Annotated in this window: 16 protein-coding genes; 14 read left to right on the top strand and 2 right to left on the bottom strand. The window is 38.7% G+C overall.

The genetic code is table 11. The features are described 5' to 3' along the window. The first annotated feature begins 49 nt into the window (after window positions 1-49). From QFZ31_RS27020 to murC, 6 genes are all read left to right on the top strand, one after another. Window positions 50-583, top strand: coding sequence for a DUF84 family protein (locus QFZ31_RS27020; RefSeq protein WP_307309061.1), 534 nt, complete (start codon window positions 50-52; stop codon window positions 581-583). Between the two features lie 108 nt (window positions 584-691). Continuing rightward, window positions 692-1,207: a hypothetical protein gene (locus QFZ31_RS27025; RefSeq protein WP_307309064.1), complete on the top strand. Its 516-nt coding sequence runs from the start codon at window positions 692-694 to the stop codon at window positions 1,205-1,207. Window positions 1,208-1,223: 16 nt separating this feature from the next. Continuing rightward, entirely contained in the window at window positions 1,224-1,538 is a 315-nt protein-coding gene (locus tag QFZ31_RS27030; RefSeq protein WP_179601740.1) for a thioredoxin family protein, read from the top strand. A gap of 84 nt (window positions 1,539-1,622) precedes the next feature. Then, a complete protein-coding gene (locus QFZ31_RS27035) occupies window positions 1,623-2,435 on the top strand; it encodes a DUF1444 domain-containing protein (protein WP_307311812.1) in 813 nt (270 codons plus the stop codon). A gap of 93 nt (window positions 2,436-2,528) precedes the next feature. Beyond that, window positions 2,529-4,901, top strand: coding sequence for a DNA translocase FtsK (locus QFZ31_RS27040; protein ID WP_307309069.1), 2,373 nt, complete (start codon window positions 2,529-2,531; stop codon window positions 4,899-4,901). A gap of 222 nt (window positions 4,902-5,123) precedes the next feature. Next, window positions 5,124-6,425, top strand: coding sequence for a UDP-N-acetylmuramate--L-alanine ligase (gene murC / locus QFZ31_RS27045; protein WP_307309071.1), 1,302 nt, complete (start codon window positions 5,124-5,126; stop codon window positions 6,423-6,425). A gap of 84 nt (window positions 6,426-6,509) precedes the next feature. On the opposite strand, the gene QFZ31_RS27050 is transcribed toward murC, so the two are convergent. Beyond that, the gene (locus tag QFZ31_RS27050; protein ID WP_307309074.1) at window positions 6,510-7,625 is read right to left on the bottom strand and encodes an aminopeptidase; all 1,116 of its coding nucleotides are present in this window, start codon (window positions 7,623-7,625) and stop codon (window positions 6,510-6,512) included. Between the two features lie 212 nt (window positions 7,626-7,837). On the opposite strand from QFZ31_RS27050, the gene QFZ31_RS27055 reads away from it, so the two are divergent. The 5 genes from QFZ31_RS27055 (at window position 7,838) to ccpA (ending at window position 11,948) form a co-directional block, all read left to right on the top strand. After that, window positions 7,838-8,299, top strand: coding sequence for a DUF948 domain-containing protein (locus QFZ31_RS27055; RefSeq protein WP_307309076.1), 462 nt, complete (start codon window positions 7,838-7,840; stop codon window positions 8,297-8,299). A gap of 26 nt (window positions 8,300-8,325) precedes the next feature. After that, window positions 8,326-8,694: a YtxH domain-containing protein gene (locus tag QFZ31_RS27060; protein ID WP_307309077.1), complete on the top strand. Its 369-nt coding sequence runs from the start codon at window positions 8,326-8,328 to the stop codon at window positions 8,692-8,694. An 89-nt stretch (window positions 8,695-8,783) separates the two neighbouring features. Further along, on the top strand, window positions 8,784-9,116 hold the full coding sequence (ytxJ, locus tag QFZ31_RS27065) for a bacillithiol system redox-active protein YtxJ (RefSeq protein WP_179601752.1): 333 nt from the start codon (window positions 8,784-8,786) through the stop codon (window positions 9,114-9,116). Between the two features lie 227 nt (window positions 9,117-9,343). Next, window positions 9,344-10,420 (top strand): bifunctional 3-deoxy-7-phosphoheptulonate synthase/chorismate mutase, encoded by a 1,077-nt coding sequence (locus tag QFZ31_RS27070; protein WP_307309080.1) that lies wholly within the window; start codon window positions 9,344-9,346, stop codon window positions 10,418-10,420. A gap of 529 nt (window positions 10,421-10,949) precedes the next feature. After that, the gene (gene ccpA / locus QFZ31_RS27075) at window positions 10,950-11,948 is read left to right on the top strand and encodes a catabolite control protein A (RefSeq protein ID WP_307309083.1); all 999 of its coding nucleotides are present in this window, start codon (window positions 10,950-10,952) and stop codon (window positions 11,946-11,948) included. A 349-nt stretch (window positions 11,949-12,297) separates the two neighbouring features. Here ccpA and acsA read toward each other — a convergent pair whose 3' ends face one another. After that, window positions 12,298-14,016, bottom strand: coding sequence for an acetate--CoA ligase (gene acsA, locus QFZ31_RS27080; RefSeq protein WP_307309086.1), 1,719 nt, complete (start codon window positions 14,014-14,016; stop codon window positions 12,298-12,300). Window positions 14,017-14,216: 200 nt separating this feature from the next. Between acsA and QFZ31_RS27085 the strand changes: the two genes are divergently transcribed. The 3 genes from QFZ31_RS27085 to QFZ31_RS27095 are packed head-to-tail and all read left to right on the top strand — an operon-like array spanning window position 14,217 to window position 16,699. Next, a complete protein-coding gene (locus QFZ31_RS27085) occupies window positions 14,217-14,849 on the top strand; it encodes a GNAT family N-acetyltransferase (RefSeq protein WP_307309089.1) in 633 nt (210 codons plus the stop codon). Between the two features lie 30 nt (window positions 14,850-14,879). Further along, the gene (locus tag QFZ31_RS27090; protein WP_307309092.1) at window positions 14,880-15,527 is read left to right on the top strand and encodes an acetoin utilization AcuB family protein; all 648 of its coding nucleotides are present in this window, start codon (window positions 14,880-14,882) and stop codon (window positions 15,525-15,527) included. After that, window positions 15,524-16,699, top strand: coding sequence for an acetoin utilization protein AcuC (locus tag QFZ31_RS27095; RefSeq protein ID WP_307309095.1), 1,176 nt, complete (start codon window positions 15,524-15,526; stop codon window positions 16,697-16,699). Before QFZ31_RS27090 ends, QFZ31_RS27095 begins: the two co-directional genes overlap by 4 nt. The last annotated feature ends 10 nt before the right edge of the window (window positions 16,700-16,709 follow it).

Consider the following 16,709-nt stretch of genomic DNA (forward strand, 5'->3'; position numbering starts at 1 on the left):
TCAGGAGGCATTTTTTGCCTTCTTTTTCTATGAAGAAGGAGTGTACGTAATGAAAATAGTAATAGGGTCAAATAACCCTGCAAAAGTAGCCGCTGTAAAAAGTGCTTTTCATTATCAACAAACGGAATTTCTTTCATTAGATATCCACTCGGGTGTCAGTGAACAGCCATACACAGACGAAGAGACAATAAAGGGTGCCATCAATCGTGCTGTTGGTGCTTTGGAACAGGGAAATGGAGATATTGGAATCGGACTGGAAGGCGGTGTCCAAGAGACTTCTTATGGTCTGCTGCTGTGTAATTGGGGAGCCCTAGCCTCGAAAGATATGGAACCAATTATTGCTGGAGGTGCCCGGTTTTTACTTCCTACGGAGATTGCAGAACGATTAAGAGCCGGAGAAGAACTTGGACCAATCATGGATGACTTTGCAAAAAAAGAAAATGTTCGAAAAAATGAAGGTGCAGTTGGTATTTTTACAAATGGATTAATCAACCGTTCAGAGATGTTTTCACATATAATGAACCTCCTAGTTGGTCAATATCACTATAAAAAGCCGCTAGGAAGTAAAATGAGCTGCTACTAAGGAATTCTTTCTTTTTCGACAACAAATATCGACAAAAGACTTGTCTTCTGAATATTATGGAAGGTATGATATAGATAGGACAATAGTCGTATTAGGAGGCGAAGAAAGATGAAATTCTTTAATGCCATTTTGATCATAATCTTATCTATGCTCATACTAAGTGCCTGTGGCAAATCAAATTTTAAAGCCGAAAGTAAAGAAACCATTAGTGCAGTAAAAGAGGCGCTTAATGAAAAGGCGAAAAAAACAAACAAAAAAAGTGGAGATATTCACTTTTATTTACCCTTTGGATATGAAATTGAAGATGAATCTCCTAATAATATAATTTTAAAAAATGGGTCTAAACAATATATTCTTTTTAATAATCCGCAAGAAAATAAAATGAGCAATGTAGTTTATAAATCAACTGTTGCACAAAATAAAGACCTAGATATAAATGAACAGTTTAAGAAAAGTGACCAGTTTGGCTACCTAATCATTAAAAAACTAGACGACGATATGAATGAAATGACGATTGGGATTGGCGGTACAAAGATTACAACATTGATAAAAACCAGCAGTATGAAAAATGAAGCTGCAGTAATGACACAAATGGTAAAATCAGTTGTAAATAACAAAAAATAAAGAAGGAGCGTTACTTGTGAAAAATTTAGAGTCTATTGAGCAATTTGAACAACTCCGTGATGGAGGAAAAACAATATTTATGTTCTCAGCTAACTGGTGTCCAGATTGTCGGGTTATCGAACCTATACTTCCAGAAATTGAAGAAAAGTATAGTGAATTTACTTTTATTCATGTTGATCGCGATGAATACATCGACTTATGCCAACAGTTGGACGTTTACGGTATTCCAAGTTTTCTTGCATTTGAAAAGGGGAAAGAGCTTGGCCGTTTCGTAAGTAAGGATCGCAAAACACAAGAGGAAATAGAAGCTTTTATTAACGGTCTAAAATAATACAGCCTTACTCCTCCATCTTTTTTGAGATGGGGGATTTTTTCATGTACAATTGGTGGGTAGGCTGGAGGGATAAAGATGAAGATGGATAGTATTAAAATGAAAAGAGAATTAGAAAAACGCTTAACTGCGGACGATCGGTTAATTACGTATGATCGTGAAAAGGATCAATTACGTATCGAAAATAAAACCCTTGGAAAAGGAATCACTATCACGCTGGGGGGGATTGTTGCAAAGTGGCATTCTGAGAAGGAAAAGGCTATTGATGAAGTGGTTTATTATGTGGAAGAGGGACTAAGGGCCATGACGGACACAGTCCAGTTAACAGACCATGAGAAAAAGATTTTCCCGGTTATTCGCTCAACATCATTTCCTATCGAATCAGAAGAAGGTGTTGCTTTTTTAACGGAGGATCATACGGCTGAAACAAAAATCTATTATGCCTACGACATGGGGACTTCATACAGATTAATTGATTCGCGAATTATGGAAAAAGAGGGATGGCAGTCTAGCCGCATTAAAGAAATTGCTTTATTTAATGTAAGGTCCCTAAAGACATCATTGAAAGAAGATCATGTTGCAGGCAATACCTTTTATTTTCTTAATTCAAACGATGGATATGACGCAAGCCGGATATTGAATAAAGGCTTCTTACATGATATGCAGAAAAAAATCACAGGGACAATGGTCCTTGCTGTACCACATCAGGATGTTTTAATCATTGCCGATATTCAAAATAATACGGGGTATGATGTTTTAGCACAAATGGCCATGAGCTTCTTTGCTAACGGGCGTGTACCGATAACGGCGTTGTCATTTTTGTACGAGGATGGAGAATTAGAACCAATTTTTATCTTAGGTAAGACACGAAATGAAGACCGAAAAGGATCACGGTAAGTGGTCTTTTTTGCTTATTATTAGATTTTTTGTCGAAAAATTAATAATACCTGTTAAAATAGAGTGATAGAAATAGTGGAAAGAGTGATAGTTTTGAGCTGGATCCAAAACTTTTTTCAAAAGTTTATAAAGGACAATCAGGATGAATATGCTGAACATGACATACATACTAAGCAGCTGGAAAGGTCACTGCCTCAAAAAATAATCGAGGGCAGGTATCATCTTGATACAAAAATTTCCTATCAGTATCCTAAAGGAAAAGGACATATGTATGTGCAGCCGGAGGATACGACTGTAAAATCAGAAAAAACGAATCGTCAAAAGAGAGTAGAGCTGCGTTCTGAAGTGCACAGTCCTGAATTAAGAAAAAGTTCTGAAATTAGAAGCACAGATACAAAGTCTAGGGAGGTAATTAACAAAAATACACCTCCAATTAAGAAAAAACCGTTCCAGCTGACAGAAGTTCCTTCACCTGTTTACGGCTTTACCAGACCTGCTAAACCTTCAGAAAACATTGTCGAGCATGAGTTAAGTCATTTTCTAGATGATGGTTCTGATAAACTACTGGTTTCAATTTTAGAGACAGAGAAAGAGCCTATGCCTGAAGTGGAAATAGCTGCCTCTGAGACGGCTGTTGCGCTAGCTGAAATTCAGGTTATGGAAGAGCTTCCTGGAAATCAGCCAAAGGTTGAAGAGCAAGCAGCCACGAGCAGCCTGGATCTAACACAGGATTCTAGAGAGGTACACACCCGAAAACGGTCCCCTCTTCCTTTCAATGTGATGATGTTAAAACAGGATAAGTTAAAATGGGAAGAAAGAAAAAACAGAAGAACTTTGCCTGAGCAAGAAGAAAAGGGTAAGGAAGAGGAAGTGAAGATAAAGACTGACAATCTCGAATCAAAAGAAGAAATTCAAGTAGAACCCGCAAAAGTTGAAGTTATCGCTACTAAACCGGTATCGATTCAACCTGTGGTCAAAGTTGAAACGGTACATGCAAACAATATCGAAAAAGCGGAATCCATCGTAGAATCAGATTCAAGTTCATATGAGTTTCCTGAGATGAACTTGTTAAACCCGCCTGTTATTGTAGAAGACGATACGGAATGGCTGTTGTATCAAGAAGAGCTATTAAATCAAACCTTGCAGAATTTTAATGTTGGTGCGAGTGTAGTAAATGTAACACAAGGACCAGCTGTGACTCGTTTCGAAGTCCAACCTGAGCCAGGTGTGAAGGTTAATAAAATTACAAATTTAAGTGATGATATTAAACTTAGTCTTGCGGCTAGAGATATACGCATTGAAGCACCGATTCCAGGTAAACATACGATAGGTATTGAGGTGCCAAACCAAAAATCACGTCCTGTGTTAATCAATGAAATTATTCAAAGTCTCGTATTTCGTGAATCAGCTTCTCCATTAACAGCGGTACTTGGTCTGGATATTTCCGGAAAACCAATTGTTACAGATTTAAAGAAAATGCCTCACGGGTTAATAGCTGGTGCGACAGGTTCTGGTAAGAGTGTGTGTATTAATACGATCCTAGTAAGTTTATTATTTAAAGCAAGTCCGGAAGATTTAAAGCTATTATTGATTGACCCTAAAATGGTAGAGCTTGCTCCATATAATCGAATACCACATTTAGTTAGTCCAGTCATAACGGATGTAAAGGCGGCCACTGCTTCCTTGAAATGGGCAGTAGAGGAAATGGAGAGACGCTATGAGTTATTTGCACATTCAGGAGTTCGCGACATAAACCGATTCAATGAGCTTGCCATCAAGCATAAACAATACTCTGATAAACTGCCGTTTATTGTGATTATTATTGATGAGTTAGCAGATTTAATGATGATGTCGCCCGCTGATGTGGAAGAGGCGATTTGCAGGATTGCTCAAAAAGCAAGAGCATGTGGAATTCATTTAATTGTTGCTACGCAAAGACCGTCTGTGGATGTTATTACTGGATTAATAAAAGCCAACATTCCAACACGGATTGCCTTTTCCGTATCTTCGCAGGTAGATTCACGTACCATTATTGATATAAGTGGTGCCGAAAAATTACTCGGTCGCGGAGATATGCTATTCTTAGAGAATGGTTCGTCAAAGCCTGTACGTCTGCAAGGGACCTTTGTTTCAGATGAAGAAATTGATCTTGTGGTCGGGCACGTAAGAGAACAGCGTGAGCCTGATTACTTGTTTGAACAAGAGGAACTTTTAAAGAAGGCACAGGTAACAGAAGAAGAAGATGAACTCTTTTACGAAGCTTGTGAATTTATTATCGAACAAGGATTGGCTTCCACATCCAGCCTGCAAAGAAGATTTAAAATCGGCTATAACCGTGCAGCACGATTAATGGATATGCTCGAATCGAATGGTTTTATTACCAGCGCTAACGGCAGTAAGCCACGCGAAGTCTTGATTACGTTGGCAGACTTGGAGTCCTTGCAAGACACTGGTACAATGAACTAGTCTTTAGTATTCTTTGTTAAGAAAAAACAAAAAATATACTATTAATGAAGTATCAAATAGTTTTTATTGATGAACAATGATATAATACTTAAATGTGAATTACTCAATTATTTTCGTATATTAGCAAGTTAAAGCGTCAAGGCGTTTCGTTTCAACAATTAGCATTTTAAGATAGATGTCATATACTGTTTTACAGATAGACGTTGGTTGGAGGTTCTTTATATGACTATTTACCATTTTGTAGGTATTAAGGGGTCAGGAATGAGTGCATTAGCACAAGTTCTCCATGATATGAATTTCGATGTACAAGGCTCCGATGTCGAAAAGCGCTTTTTTACTCAACTGGCCCTTGAAAAATCAGGAATAAAGATTCTCCCCTTTCAAAAGGAAAACATCAAACCGGGGATGACTATTATTGCTGGAAATGCATTTCCTGATACTCATGAGGAAATTCAAGAGGCTATGAAGCTCGGGCTGCCGATTATTCGTTACCACCGCTTTTTAGGTGATTTTATGCAGAATTTCACCAGTATTGCCATAACTGGTGCACACGGTAAAACGTCGACAACGGGTCTGTTGGCGCATGTTATCAAGGGTGCAAAGCCGACTTCGTTCTTAATTGGTGATGGTACAGGTAAAGGTGAAGAAGGCTCGAAATATTTTGTTTTTGAAGCGTGCGAATACAGAAGACACTTTTTGTCCTATTTTCCTGATTATGCGATTATGACAAATATAGATTTTGATCATCCAGATTATTTTGCCAATATTGATGATGTTTTTTCAGCATTCCAAGAAATGGCCGTTCAAGTTAAGAAGGGGATATTCGCATACGGGGATGATGAACAACTTCAAAAAATTCAAGCCAAGGTCCCTGTATTGTTTTATGGATTTGGTGAGGAAAATGACTATCAAGCCAAAAACCTTGTGAAAAGTACTAGTGGAACAACATTTGATGTATTTATTCGCAATACATTTTATGATACGTTTACTATTCCTACCTACGGTGAGCATAGCGTATTAAATGCACTTGCCGTTATTGGGGTGTGCCACTATGAAGAAATTGATGTGTCAATTGTAAAAGAACAATTGGAATCCTTCGAGGGTGTGAAAAGAAGATTTTCGGAAAAAAGAATTGGATCACAAATTTTGATTGACGATTATGCCCATCACCCAACGGAAATTAAAGCTACCATCGATGCTGCTAATCAAAAATACCCAGATCGTGAAATTGTAGCCGTGTTTCAGCCTCATACGTTCTCAAGAACTCAGGCTTTTCTAGAGGATTTTGCGAAAAGCTTGAGACTTGCCGATAAAACGTATTTGTGTGAAATTTTTGGCTCTGCCAGAGAGAATCATGGGAAGTTGACGATAAATGATCTTCAAACAAAAATTGAAGGAGCAGAAATTTTATCGGAAGAAAATACCTCCCTGCTTGAGAAACATAAAAATAGCGTCATAATCTTTATGGGTGCAGGAGATATCCAAAAATTCCAAGAATCCTATGAAAAGCAGTTGACTCTATAAAAAAAGAAAGGATGTCAGTCCAACTGACATCCTTTCTTTTTTATTGTCTAGCGCAAGCAGCCTAGGTAAGGCGCTTCCGCTTTTCTATTTTAATTTCTCTGGGTTTAGTCCTTCTAACTCAGGAATAACAAAAAGACCATCTTTACGAATTAAAACATCGTCAAAATAGATTTCGCCCCCGCCATATTCCGGACGCTGGATGTTAACCATATCCCAGTGAATGTTAGAATGGTTTCCGTTAAAGGCCTCATCATAGCATTGACCGGGTGTAAAGTGGAAGCTGCCTGCGATTTTCTCATCAAATAAAATATCTTGCATTGGATTTAAAATGTAGGGGTTAACGCCGATAGCAAATTCTCCAACATAGCGTGCCCCTTCATCTGTATCGAATATTTTATTGATTCGCTCAGTATCGTTCGCAACAGCCTCAACGATTTTACCATCTTTAAATGTTAGCTTTACATTTTCAAAAGTAAACCCGTGATAAGGAGATGGGGTGTTATAGGTAATCACTCCATTTACCGAATCACGTACGGGTGCACTATATACCTCTCCATCAGGAATATTGGCATGACCTGCACACTTTATTGCAGGAATGTCTTTTATTGAGAAGGTAAGGTCTGTTCCAGGACCTGTGAGACGAACTTTATCTGTCCGGTTCATCAATTCCACAAGACTGTCCATGGCCTTATCCATTTTTCCATAATCCAAATTACAGACATCAAAATAGAAGTCCTCAAATGCCTCTGTGCTCATTTTTGCAAGCTGGGCCATGTTTGATGTTGGGTAGCGAAGAACAACCCACTTGGTTTTCGGTACGCGGATATCGCGATGAACCTTTTTGCCAATCGTATTTCCATGGATTTTAATCTTATCGTCTGGCACATCTGCCTGCTCGTTGATGTTATCACCAGAACGCAGTCCTATGTATGCATCCATTTTGCTCATAACATTCGCTTCAAAATCAGCGATCATGTTAAATTGCTCTTCCTCAGCGCCAAGCAATAACGCACGGTCTACTTGTTGGTCCTTTAAAAGTACAAACGGATATCCGCCTGCTAAATAAGCTTCCTTAACAAGTGCTGTAACAAGCTCGCGCTGCAGACCAAAGTTTTCAATTAATACCTTCTCACCTTTTTGCAGTTCTACCGAGTAGTTGATTAGGTTTTTTGCTAGTTTTTCAATACGTGGATCCTTCATGGTTAAACCTCCAACGAAATAATGTCAATACATACTCTATTGTAACCGATTTCTTTAAAAAGTGAGAAATATTCAACTTAGTTTCAAAACGTATTGTAATCCTTTGCAGGAAAATGAGACAATCATCTTGAAGTAGTATATGATACCTATTTACGTTTAACACTGCCTTAGATAGGTAATACATAAGGATATAAAAGCGGAGGTAAAAACAAATGGAAATTATTTTATATTTAAGCGTCGCTTTAATTGCGATTGCATTCTTGGTACTAGTAATCTATGTAGCAAAAACGCTTAACTCTCTCCAAGAGACTCTTTCAAGTGTTTCCACGACTTTAACTGGATTAGAAAAACAATTGGATGGAGTCACAAAAGAAACGACTGAACTCTTACATAAAACGAATGCTCTAGCGGATGATATTCAGGAGAAATCGCAGAATTTAAATAGTGTTGTCTCTGCTGTAAAAAATGTTGGGACGACAGTAAATAAATTCAATGGCACCTTAAAAACACTAACAGAATCTTTCGATATACAAGTTGAAGAAAATAAAGAAAAAATCTCCCAAATTGTGCAATGGGGTAATGTTTTTCTTGAACTAAAAGATAAATGGATGGCTAAGAAGCAGGAAAAAAGTGCAAACCATGTTGAGGAAATTAAGAGGGTTAGGTCACGCTAAAATTTTATATAAGGGAGGAATCCGGAATGAGTAGTAAGGATAATGAATTGCGAGGAACAAACCGAAATAAAAGTGAAGATTCATCCAGCAGTTTTTTGTTAGGAGCACTGATCGGCGGACTAGTGGGGGCAGCTGCAGCTATTTTCTTAGCCCCAAAATCAGGCAGAGAGCTTCGTAGTAAACTTAACAGCCAAGCGGAAACATTAAAGGAAAAAACGGTCCACCTTATGAATAAAACAAAGACACCAGTTGATACCGATGAAGACAATTATATTCCAATTGGCGGAATGCCAAAAGCAGCTAGTGAAAGTTCTGTTGATGAACTTTCGATAAGAAAGAAATTAGAAGAAGCCAAAAAAGCTTTTGAAGAGGAAGAATATAAAGTAACACATTAAGAGAATTTTCGAAAAATAATTCAATTATTTGTATCAAAAACGGTGAAGTGATAGAATGGCTTCACCGTTTATTATTTGGAGGAAAGAATATGTTGAAAAAAATTGATACTTTAGACCAATTTGAAGATTTAATAAAGCAAGAAGACAAGTTTTTTCTATTGAAACATAGTTTAACTTGTCCTATTAGTCATGCCGCTTATCAGGAGTATGAAAAATACGCAGGCGGAGATGAAAGTTTACCGACCTATTATTTAGCTGTTCAAGAGGCACGTCCATTATCAAATCAAGTTGCGGAGAAGTTTGAAATTAAACACGAATCCCCTCAGGCACTCTTGATTAAAAATGGAGAAGCTGTCTGGAATGCTTCTCATTGGAAGATTACGACCAAATCTTTAACGACTGCAACAAATGAAAATTTATAGTACTTTTCTTTAATTCCCAGCATATGATGACTTATTATTAGATGATTTGCTTTAGTGCTTAAAAGCGTTTAATCGTTAAAGAAAAATACGTGACAAATAAGCTCTTTTCAGATATAATAAAGCCTAATTATTGAATAATAAAAAATTTATTTTTAAGGGAGCTAGCTGACAGTATTTAGTCATTCTGCAATCATTCTGTCAAGCTATTGAAAGGACGGGGACAATAAATGAGCAATAGTAATTTGGAACAATTAAGGACACGTGTCGATGATTTAAACTTGGAATTATTGAAACTAATTAATGAAAGAGCTCAACTTGTCCAAGAGATTGGGAAGGCTAAAGAAAGTCAAGGAGTTTACAAATACGATCCGGTTCGTGAAAGAAAAATGCTTGATCTGATCAAAGAACATAATGATGGACCATTTGATAATGCAACGATTGACCATTTATTTAAGGAAATCTTTAAGGCTGGCTTAGATTTGCAAAAAGATGATCATCAAAAAGCACTTCTTGTTTCTAGAAAGAAGAAACCGGAAAATACAATTGTCAACTTAAAAGGTGAAACGATCGGAGACGGAAAACAGCATTTTGTTTTTGGTCCATGTGCGGTTGAATCCTACGAACAAGTAGCAACTGTGGCCAAAGCAATGAAAGAAAAAGGTTTAAAGCTGCTGCGTGGCGGTGCCTATAAGCCTAGAACATCTCCATATGATTTCCAAGGCCTTGGGGTTGAAGGGTTAAAAATCTTAAAACGAGTGGCAGATGAGTATGATATGGCTGTCATTAGTGAGATTGTAAATCCAGCTGATATTGAGATGGCTATTGATTATATCGATGTGATCCAAATCGGTGCACGGAATATGCAAAACTTTGAATTGTTAAAAGCTGCAGGTGCAGTAAATAAGCCTGTTCTTTTAAAGCGTGGTATTGCGGCTACGATTGAAGAATTTATTAATGCTGCAGAATATATTATGGCTCAAGGTAATGGGCAAATTATTCTTTGTGAGCGTGGAATTAGAACCTACGAACGGGCAACTAGAAATACGCTTGATATTTCTGCTGTCCCAATCCTTAAGCAAGAAACACATTTACCAGTAATGGTCGATGTAACTCACTCAACAGGAAGAAGAGATTTACTCCTTCCATGTGCAAAAGCAGCACTTGCAATTGGTGCCGATGGCGTGATGGCAGAAGTTCATCCAGACCCAGCTGTAGCACTTTCTGATGCACAGCAGCAAATGAACCTTGACCAGTTTAATACTTTTTATAATGAACTGCTTGCTTCTAATTTAGTTAGAATTTAATTTAGTCAATGAGACCCTCTGCAGTCCTTGCGGAAGGTCTTTTTTTAATTAGGCTGTGTACAGGAGACTTTTGATTTTAGAACTTGTTGATTGGAGCGGAAGGCGCTTGATCCTCGAAAATGCTATCGCATTTTCTTCGTGCGATGAGTGTTCGAGGAAGTAAATTCAATGTCCTGCGGGATGCACGAGCTGAGTGAGACCCCGCAGGTCGGAACGACTGAGGAGGCTCACGGGCGAGCCCGCGGAAAGCATAGCGCCTCTGGACAGGCAAAAGACCGCCTGTCCCTGCGGTGATTATTCCAAGAAGCATTCCTTAGTGGAGTGGAAATCAACAGCCTATTTTAACACAGCCTTTGATAAAATAATGAAAATATCGTGAAAATGAGAACAAATATCATTGCGACTTATTGGTTCTTATCGTATGATTATACATATTAAAAGTTTGTATATTATCTCACAATGACTAAATTAGTGAAAATGCTGTAAAATAAGAGAAAATACGTATCGTGTTTAAGGAGAGTGTTAAAACGTGAATATTACAATTTATGATGTTGCACGGGAAGCAAATGTTTCAATGGCAACCGTTTCACGTGTCGTCAATGGAAATCCAAATGTAAAGCCTGTTACTCGAAAAAAGGTACTAGAAGTCATCGATAGACTGGGTTACCGTCCTAATGCAGTTGCAAGAGGATTGGCTAGCAAGAAAACAACAACCGTTGGTGTCGTAATTCCAGATATCTCGAATATCTTTTTCGCAGAACTCGCACGTGGTATCGAAGATATCGCAACCATGTACAAGTACAATATTATTTTAAGCAATTCCGATCAAAACAAAGAGAAAGAATTACACTTATTAAATACCATGCTAGGTAAACAAGTGGATGGTATTGTCTTTATGAGTGGGAATATTACTCAAGAGCATGTTGAAGAATTTGGAAAATCACCGGTACCAATTGTCCTAGCTGGGTCGATTGAAGAATCTGAACAGATTCCTTCCGTGAACATCGATTATGAACAAGCTGTTTATGATTCAGTGAAAGAATTTATTGAAAAAGGTCATAAGCATATTGCATTTGTAGTTGGACCATTACAGGAACCAAGAAATATTCATAAAAAGCTAAAAGGATATCAGCGCGCACTTTCCGATGCAGGTATAGATTTTAATGAGTCACTTATTGTCGAAGGCGATTACACCTATGACTCAGGCTTAGAAGCGTTCGATAAATTATTAGAAGCTCCTAATCGACCTACTGCCATTCTAGTTGGATCAGATGAAATGGCACTTGGGGTCGTTCATGGTGCCGAGGATAAAGGATATAAACTTCCTGAAGACTTCGAAGTTATCACATCAGATAATACAAGGCTTTCTTTAATGGTTCGTCCGCAGTTAACCACAATCGTTCAGCCTTTATACGATATCGGAGCTGTGGCTATGCGTTTACTTACTAAATTAATGAACAAAGAAGAGGTAGAAGAACAAACCGTTGTTCTTCCACACCGCATCGAGCACCGTCAATCAACTAAATAATAAAGAAAAGCAGAAGTGCCTTCGGAACAAGCACAGCTTGTTCCTGCGAGGATTAATCTAAGGGGCTTTCCTTAGTGTCCAGGGGCGACAGGCATAAGACGAGCCGGCATGAAGGTTGTTTTTTAACCTTCTTGACGGATTGTATGTAATGTGGAGGCGACTGCCCTGGGACGAAGGCATAAGGCGACCCCTGAAAGAAGGCGTTTTTTGCCTTCTTCAGGGGGGGGGCTTATGACTCGAGTCCCAAGGAGCCGTAACTAGACACGCTTATGACCCCGAGCCCCTAGGCGCTGGAGCTAGACAAAACAAAAAAGGAAGCGCCTTATGTTTAGGTGCTTCCTTCTTTTGTTTAATCTTCCATAGTAGATAAATCACCTGTTGGTAAGTTAAGCTCCCATGCCTTTAAGACGCGTCTCATAATCTTCCCGCTTCTTGTTTTTGGAAGCTTATCTCGGAAATCAATTTCTCTTGGAGCTGCGTGTGCTGCAAGACCTTGTTTCACAAACAGTCTGATTTCTTCCTTTAATTCATCTGATGCTGTATAGCCATCTCTAAGTGCGATAAAGGCTTTAATAATCTCGCCGCGCACAGGGTCTGGTTTACCGATTACCCCAGCTTCTGCAATTGCAGGGTGTTCGACAAGTTTACTTTCTACCTCAAATGGACCAACACGTTCACCAGAGGTCATGATTACATCATCTACTCGTCCCTGGAACCAGAAGTATCCGTCCTCATCCATATAGGCAGAATCACCAGAGAAATACCAGCCGCTTGGCATAAAATAGGAATCATATTTTTCAGGGTTATTCCAAATGGTATACATCATGGAAGGCCAGCCCTTTTTAATGGCAAGATTCCCCATGCGGTAAGGCGGAAGTTCATTGCCTTGGTCGTCCACAATCGCAGCAACGACACCCGGAATCGGTTTACCCATTGAGCCTGGTTTAATTTCCATACAAGGGTAATTACTAATTAGCTGTGCCCCTGTTTCCGTCATCCACCAGTTATCATGAATTCTTTTGTTAAAGACTTTCACGCCCCATTTTACTACCTCAGGGTTTAAAGGTTCCCCAACACTCAAGACATGGCGAAGGCTGCTTAAATTGTATTTCTTAACAATTTCATCTCCAGCTCCCATTAACATACGGAAAGCCGTAGGAGCACTATACCAAACGGTTACTCCAAAGTCCTCAATCATTTTATACCATGTATCAGGGCTGAAACGACCGCCAACAATGACGTTCGAAGTTCCTGTTAGCCATGGTCCAAAAATACCGTAAGATGTCCCTGTAACCCATCCTGGGTCAGCTGTACACCAATACACATCATCTTCTTTTAAATCTAATACCCATTTAGCTGTTTGGTAATGTTGGATCATCGCATTATGTACATGCAAGACTCCTTTTGGTTTACCTGTAGAACCTGAAGTATAGTGAAGAATGAGCCCATCCGTACGGTCAACCCATTCAATTCGGAGCTGGTTGCTTGCAGCCTCGAATTTTTCTAAAAAGTTAACGTACCGCCCACTTTCTTCGATGTTTTGACCAACAAGGAAAATGTGCTTCAATGCTGGAAGCTCATCTACCGGTACACGATCCAATAATTCAGGAGTAGTTACCAAGACTTTGGCCTCACTATCTTGCAAACGATCGCGAACAGCACCCTCCATAAAAGCTTCAAATAATGGACCGACAATCGCCCCTAGCTTGATTGCGCCCAGTACAGTAAAATATAGTTCAGGTGACCGTGGCATAAAAATGAATACGCGGTCTCCTTTTTCAACGTCTCCATATGTTTTTAACACATTACCAGCTTTATTTGAAAGCTCTTTCATTTCTTTGAATGTAAACTTTTCATTTCTAGTGTTATCGCGATAATAAAGTGCTACTTTATTCTTTCGAAATGTTTCAACATGTCGGTCGATAGCCTCATAAGCCATATTAACGAGTCCAGTTTCATACCAAGAGAATTTCTTTTCAGTCTCCTCCCAACTGAAGGTCTTATACTTCTCATCATAATTTACTAAGTTATGCTCCCCTTGCATAACCGGCAGCTTTTCCACTTTCATTCCATTTCCCCCTTATGCTAGTATGAGATAATTATAGTACAAATATAAACTATTCTCAATTTTTAAAATAATTTAATTGATTTCTTGAAATTGTCACATGGTTTTCTAATTAAACAGAAAATTATGTGAAGAGGAAAAAAGTTGAAAGAAATTATGTATAATAGAAATGTTACGCGAATGATTTTTCAGGTGGTGTAGGGATGGAACACAAAAAAACGTATAATGCCAAAGAACTCAAAACTCCCCATGGAAGCTTAATTATTGAAGGTCCAATTTCCTCAGATAAACTTGCTGGATATGAATTTCACGAACATCTTACCGCTTTTCGCCCTCCTGAACAGCAGCATCAAGCGTTAGTGGGGATTGCACAACTCGAGGAGGGAAGAATCATTATTGCAAGGCATCGCCATACCATTGTTGGTTATGTGACGTACCTTTTTCCGGATCCTCTTGAAAGATGGTCTGAAGACAAAATGGATAATTTAATTGAATTAGGTGCTATTGAGGTTATTCCTAATTTTAGGGGCTATGCTGTCGGAAAAAACCTCCTCACCGTTTCTATGATGGATGAAGCCATGGAGGATTACTTAATCATTACGACAGAATATTATTGGCATTGGGATTTAAAGGGAACAGGGTTAAATGTTTGGGAGTATCGCAAGATTATGGAGAAAATGATGAATGCAGGCGGTCTTAAGTGGTATGCAACGGATGATCCTGAGATTTGTTCACACCCTGCTAACTGTTTGATGGCGAGAATTGGAACAAGGGTGGATGTAGAAACAATCCAAAGGTTTGATCGACTTCGCTTTATGAATCGATTTATGTATTGATCCAAAATTTCAATTGAGGAGGCCATTCGGATGATAGTAGAAGAAATAATGAAAACGGAGGTTGTTACCGTTACTCCCACCGTTTCAATTGCTGACACAATGAGATTAATGGAGTCAAAAAAAATCCGGCATATACCCGTTATCGATTCCAATCAACAGCTTGTTGGCATTGTAACCTTATCTGATATACGAGATGCAGCTCCATCTATTTTTCGCGCAAACGAACATTTAGAAGATCTTGAAAAACCCGTTGACTCAATTATGAAAAAAGATGTTATCACTGGCCATCCTCTTGATTTTGTAGAAGAAATAGCAGCTCTGTTTTATGAGCATAAAATTGGCTGTCTTCCAATTACAAACAATCAAAAGCTTGTTGGGATTGTTACCGAAACGGATTTACTTCGAACGCTCGTAGAGTTGACTGGTGCCCATCAACCTGGGTCCCAAATTGAAATAAGGGTACCTAATCTTGCAGGGAAGCTTAGTGAGATTACTAGTATAATAAAAAATCGGAAAGCTAATATATTGAGTGTACTTGTTTATCCTGATAAAAAAGATGATCAATTTAAAATTCTTGTGATAAGATTGCAAACTATGAATCCTACTGGACTAATCGAGGATCTAAAACAATCTGGCTATGACGTTCTTTGGCCAAATCTGCCAGGTGTATCCCTATGACCGATTCCTGTTCATTTGTATTTTCAGAAGAATTGTTAAACTATAAATTCAGTAATAACCATCCTTTTAATCAGTTTCGACTGAAACTTACTGTCGATTTGTTACATAGATTAAACGCCTTAGACAATAGGCAGGTTGTTCCTCCAAGAATTGCGACAGACGAAGAACTTAGCCTAGTTCATGATCCAAGCTATATTGATGCTGTAAAAATGGCAGGGGAGGGACAACTTCCACTACAAGTGGCTGAAAACTATGGGTTAGGAACGGAAGATACACCAATCTTTCCTAATATGCATGAAGCTAGCGCTCTGCTAGTTGGGGGGGCATTAACGGCTGTCGATCAAGTCATGACAGGACAGGCAGCCCACGCCCTTCACTTAGGAGGGGGATTGCACCATGGTTTTCGCGGAAAAGCTTCAGGTTTCTGCATTTATAATGATAGTTCAGTAGCTATTAAATATCTTCAAAATAAATATAGTGCAAGGGTTCTTTATGTAGATACAGACGCTCATCATGGTGATGGGGTTCAGTGGTCGTTTTATGATGATCCCAATGTCTGTACCCTTAGCATACATGAAACGGGAAGATATCTTTTTCCTGGTACCGGTAATGTGAACGAAAGAGGACAAGGTAAGGGGTATGGGTATTCTTTTAATATCCCAGTAGATGCATTCACTGAGGATGAATCATGGCTGCATGTCTATACTCAATCAATAAAGGAAGTGGCAGCTTTTTTTAAACCGGATGTTATTCTGACCCAAAATGGAGCAGACTCTCATTATTATGATCCTTTAACTCACTTATCAGCTACAATGAAAATCTATCGTGAGATCCCAAAGTTAGCTCATGAAATTGCCCATCAATATTGCGGAGGTAAATGGATTGCAGTTGGGGGCGGAGGTTATGACATTTGGCGTGTGGTTCCTAGAGCATGGGCACTTATATGGATGGAAATGACTGAAAACTCAAACTGTTATGGAAGTTTACCACAGGATTGGATTGACTACTGGCAAGAAAAAGCACCAGTCAGTCTTCCAAGCAATTGGGAAGATCCTGCTGATATGTATAAGCCAATTCCTAGAAAAGCCGAAATAACGGAAAAAAACTTACTCACACTCGAAAAGGCACTGTATCCAATCAGAAATTATCAAAAAAGTGAATCAAAAAAATAAAGGGGCTTGG

The organism is Neobacillus niacini (genome assembly GCF_030817595.1).
Classification (GTDB): domain Bacteria; phylum Bacillota; class Bacilli; order Bacillales; family Cytobacillaceae; genus Neobacillus; species Neobacillus niacini_G.

Excerpts from the sequence above, each read along its gene's own strand:
- QFZ31_RS27035 (WP_307311812.1), top strand. The coding sequence starts at position 1,623 with ATGGATAGTATTAAAATGAAAAGAGAATTAGAAAAACGCTTAACTGCG.
- ytxJ (WP_179601752.1), top strand. The coding sequence starts at position 8,784 with ATGTTGAAAAAAATTGATACTTTAGACCAATTTGAAGATTTAATAAAG.
- murC (WP_307309071.1), top strand. The coding sequence starts at position 5,124 with ATGACTATTTACCATTTTGTAGGTATTAAGGGGTCAGGAATGAGTGCA.
- QFZ31_RS27090 (WP_307309092.1), top strand. The coding sequence starts at position 14,880 with ATGATAGTAGAAGAAATAATGAAAACGGAGGTTGTTACCGTTACTCCC.
- QFZ31_RS27060 (WP_307309077.1), top strand. The coding sequence starts at position 8,326 with ATGAGTAGTAAGGATAATGAATTGCGAGGAACAAACCGAAATAAAAGT.
- QFZ31_RS27025 (WP_307309064.1), top strand. The coding sequence starts at position 692 with ATGAAATTCTTTAATGCCATTTTGATCATAATCTTATCTATGCTCATA.
- QFZ31_RS27085 (WP_307309089.1), top strand. The coding sequence starts at position 14,217 with ATGGAACACAAAAAAACGTATAATGCCAAAGAACTCAAAACTCCCCAT.
- QFZ31_RS27050 (WP_307309074.1), bottom strand. The coding sequence starts at position 7,625 with ATGAAGGATCCACGTATTGAAAAACTAGCAAAAAACCTAATCAACTAC.
- QFZ31_RS27020 (WP_307309061.1), top strand. The coding sequence starts at position 50 with ATGAAAATAGTAATAGGGTCAAATAACCCTGCAAAAGTAGCCGCTGTA.
- acsA (WP_307309086.1), bottom strand. The coding sequence starts at position 14,016 with ATGAAAGTGGAAAAGCTGCCGGTTATGCAAGGGGAGCATAACTTAGTA.
- QFZ31_RS27095 (WP_307309095.1), top strand. The coding sequence starts at position 15,524 with ATGACCGATTCCTGTTCATTTGTATTTTCAGAAGAATTGTTAAACTAT.
- QFZ31_RS27070 (WP_307309080.1), top strand. The coding sequence starts at position 9,344 with ATGAGCAATAGTAATTTGGAACAATTAAGGACACGTGTCGATGATTTA.
- QFZ31_RS27055 (WP_307309076.1), top strand. The coding sequence starts at position 7,838 with ATGGAAATTATTTTATATTTAAGCGTCGCTTTAATTGCGATTGCATTC.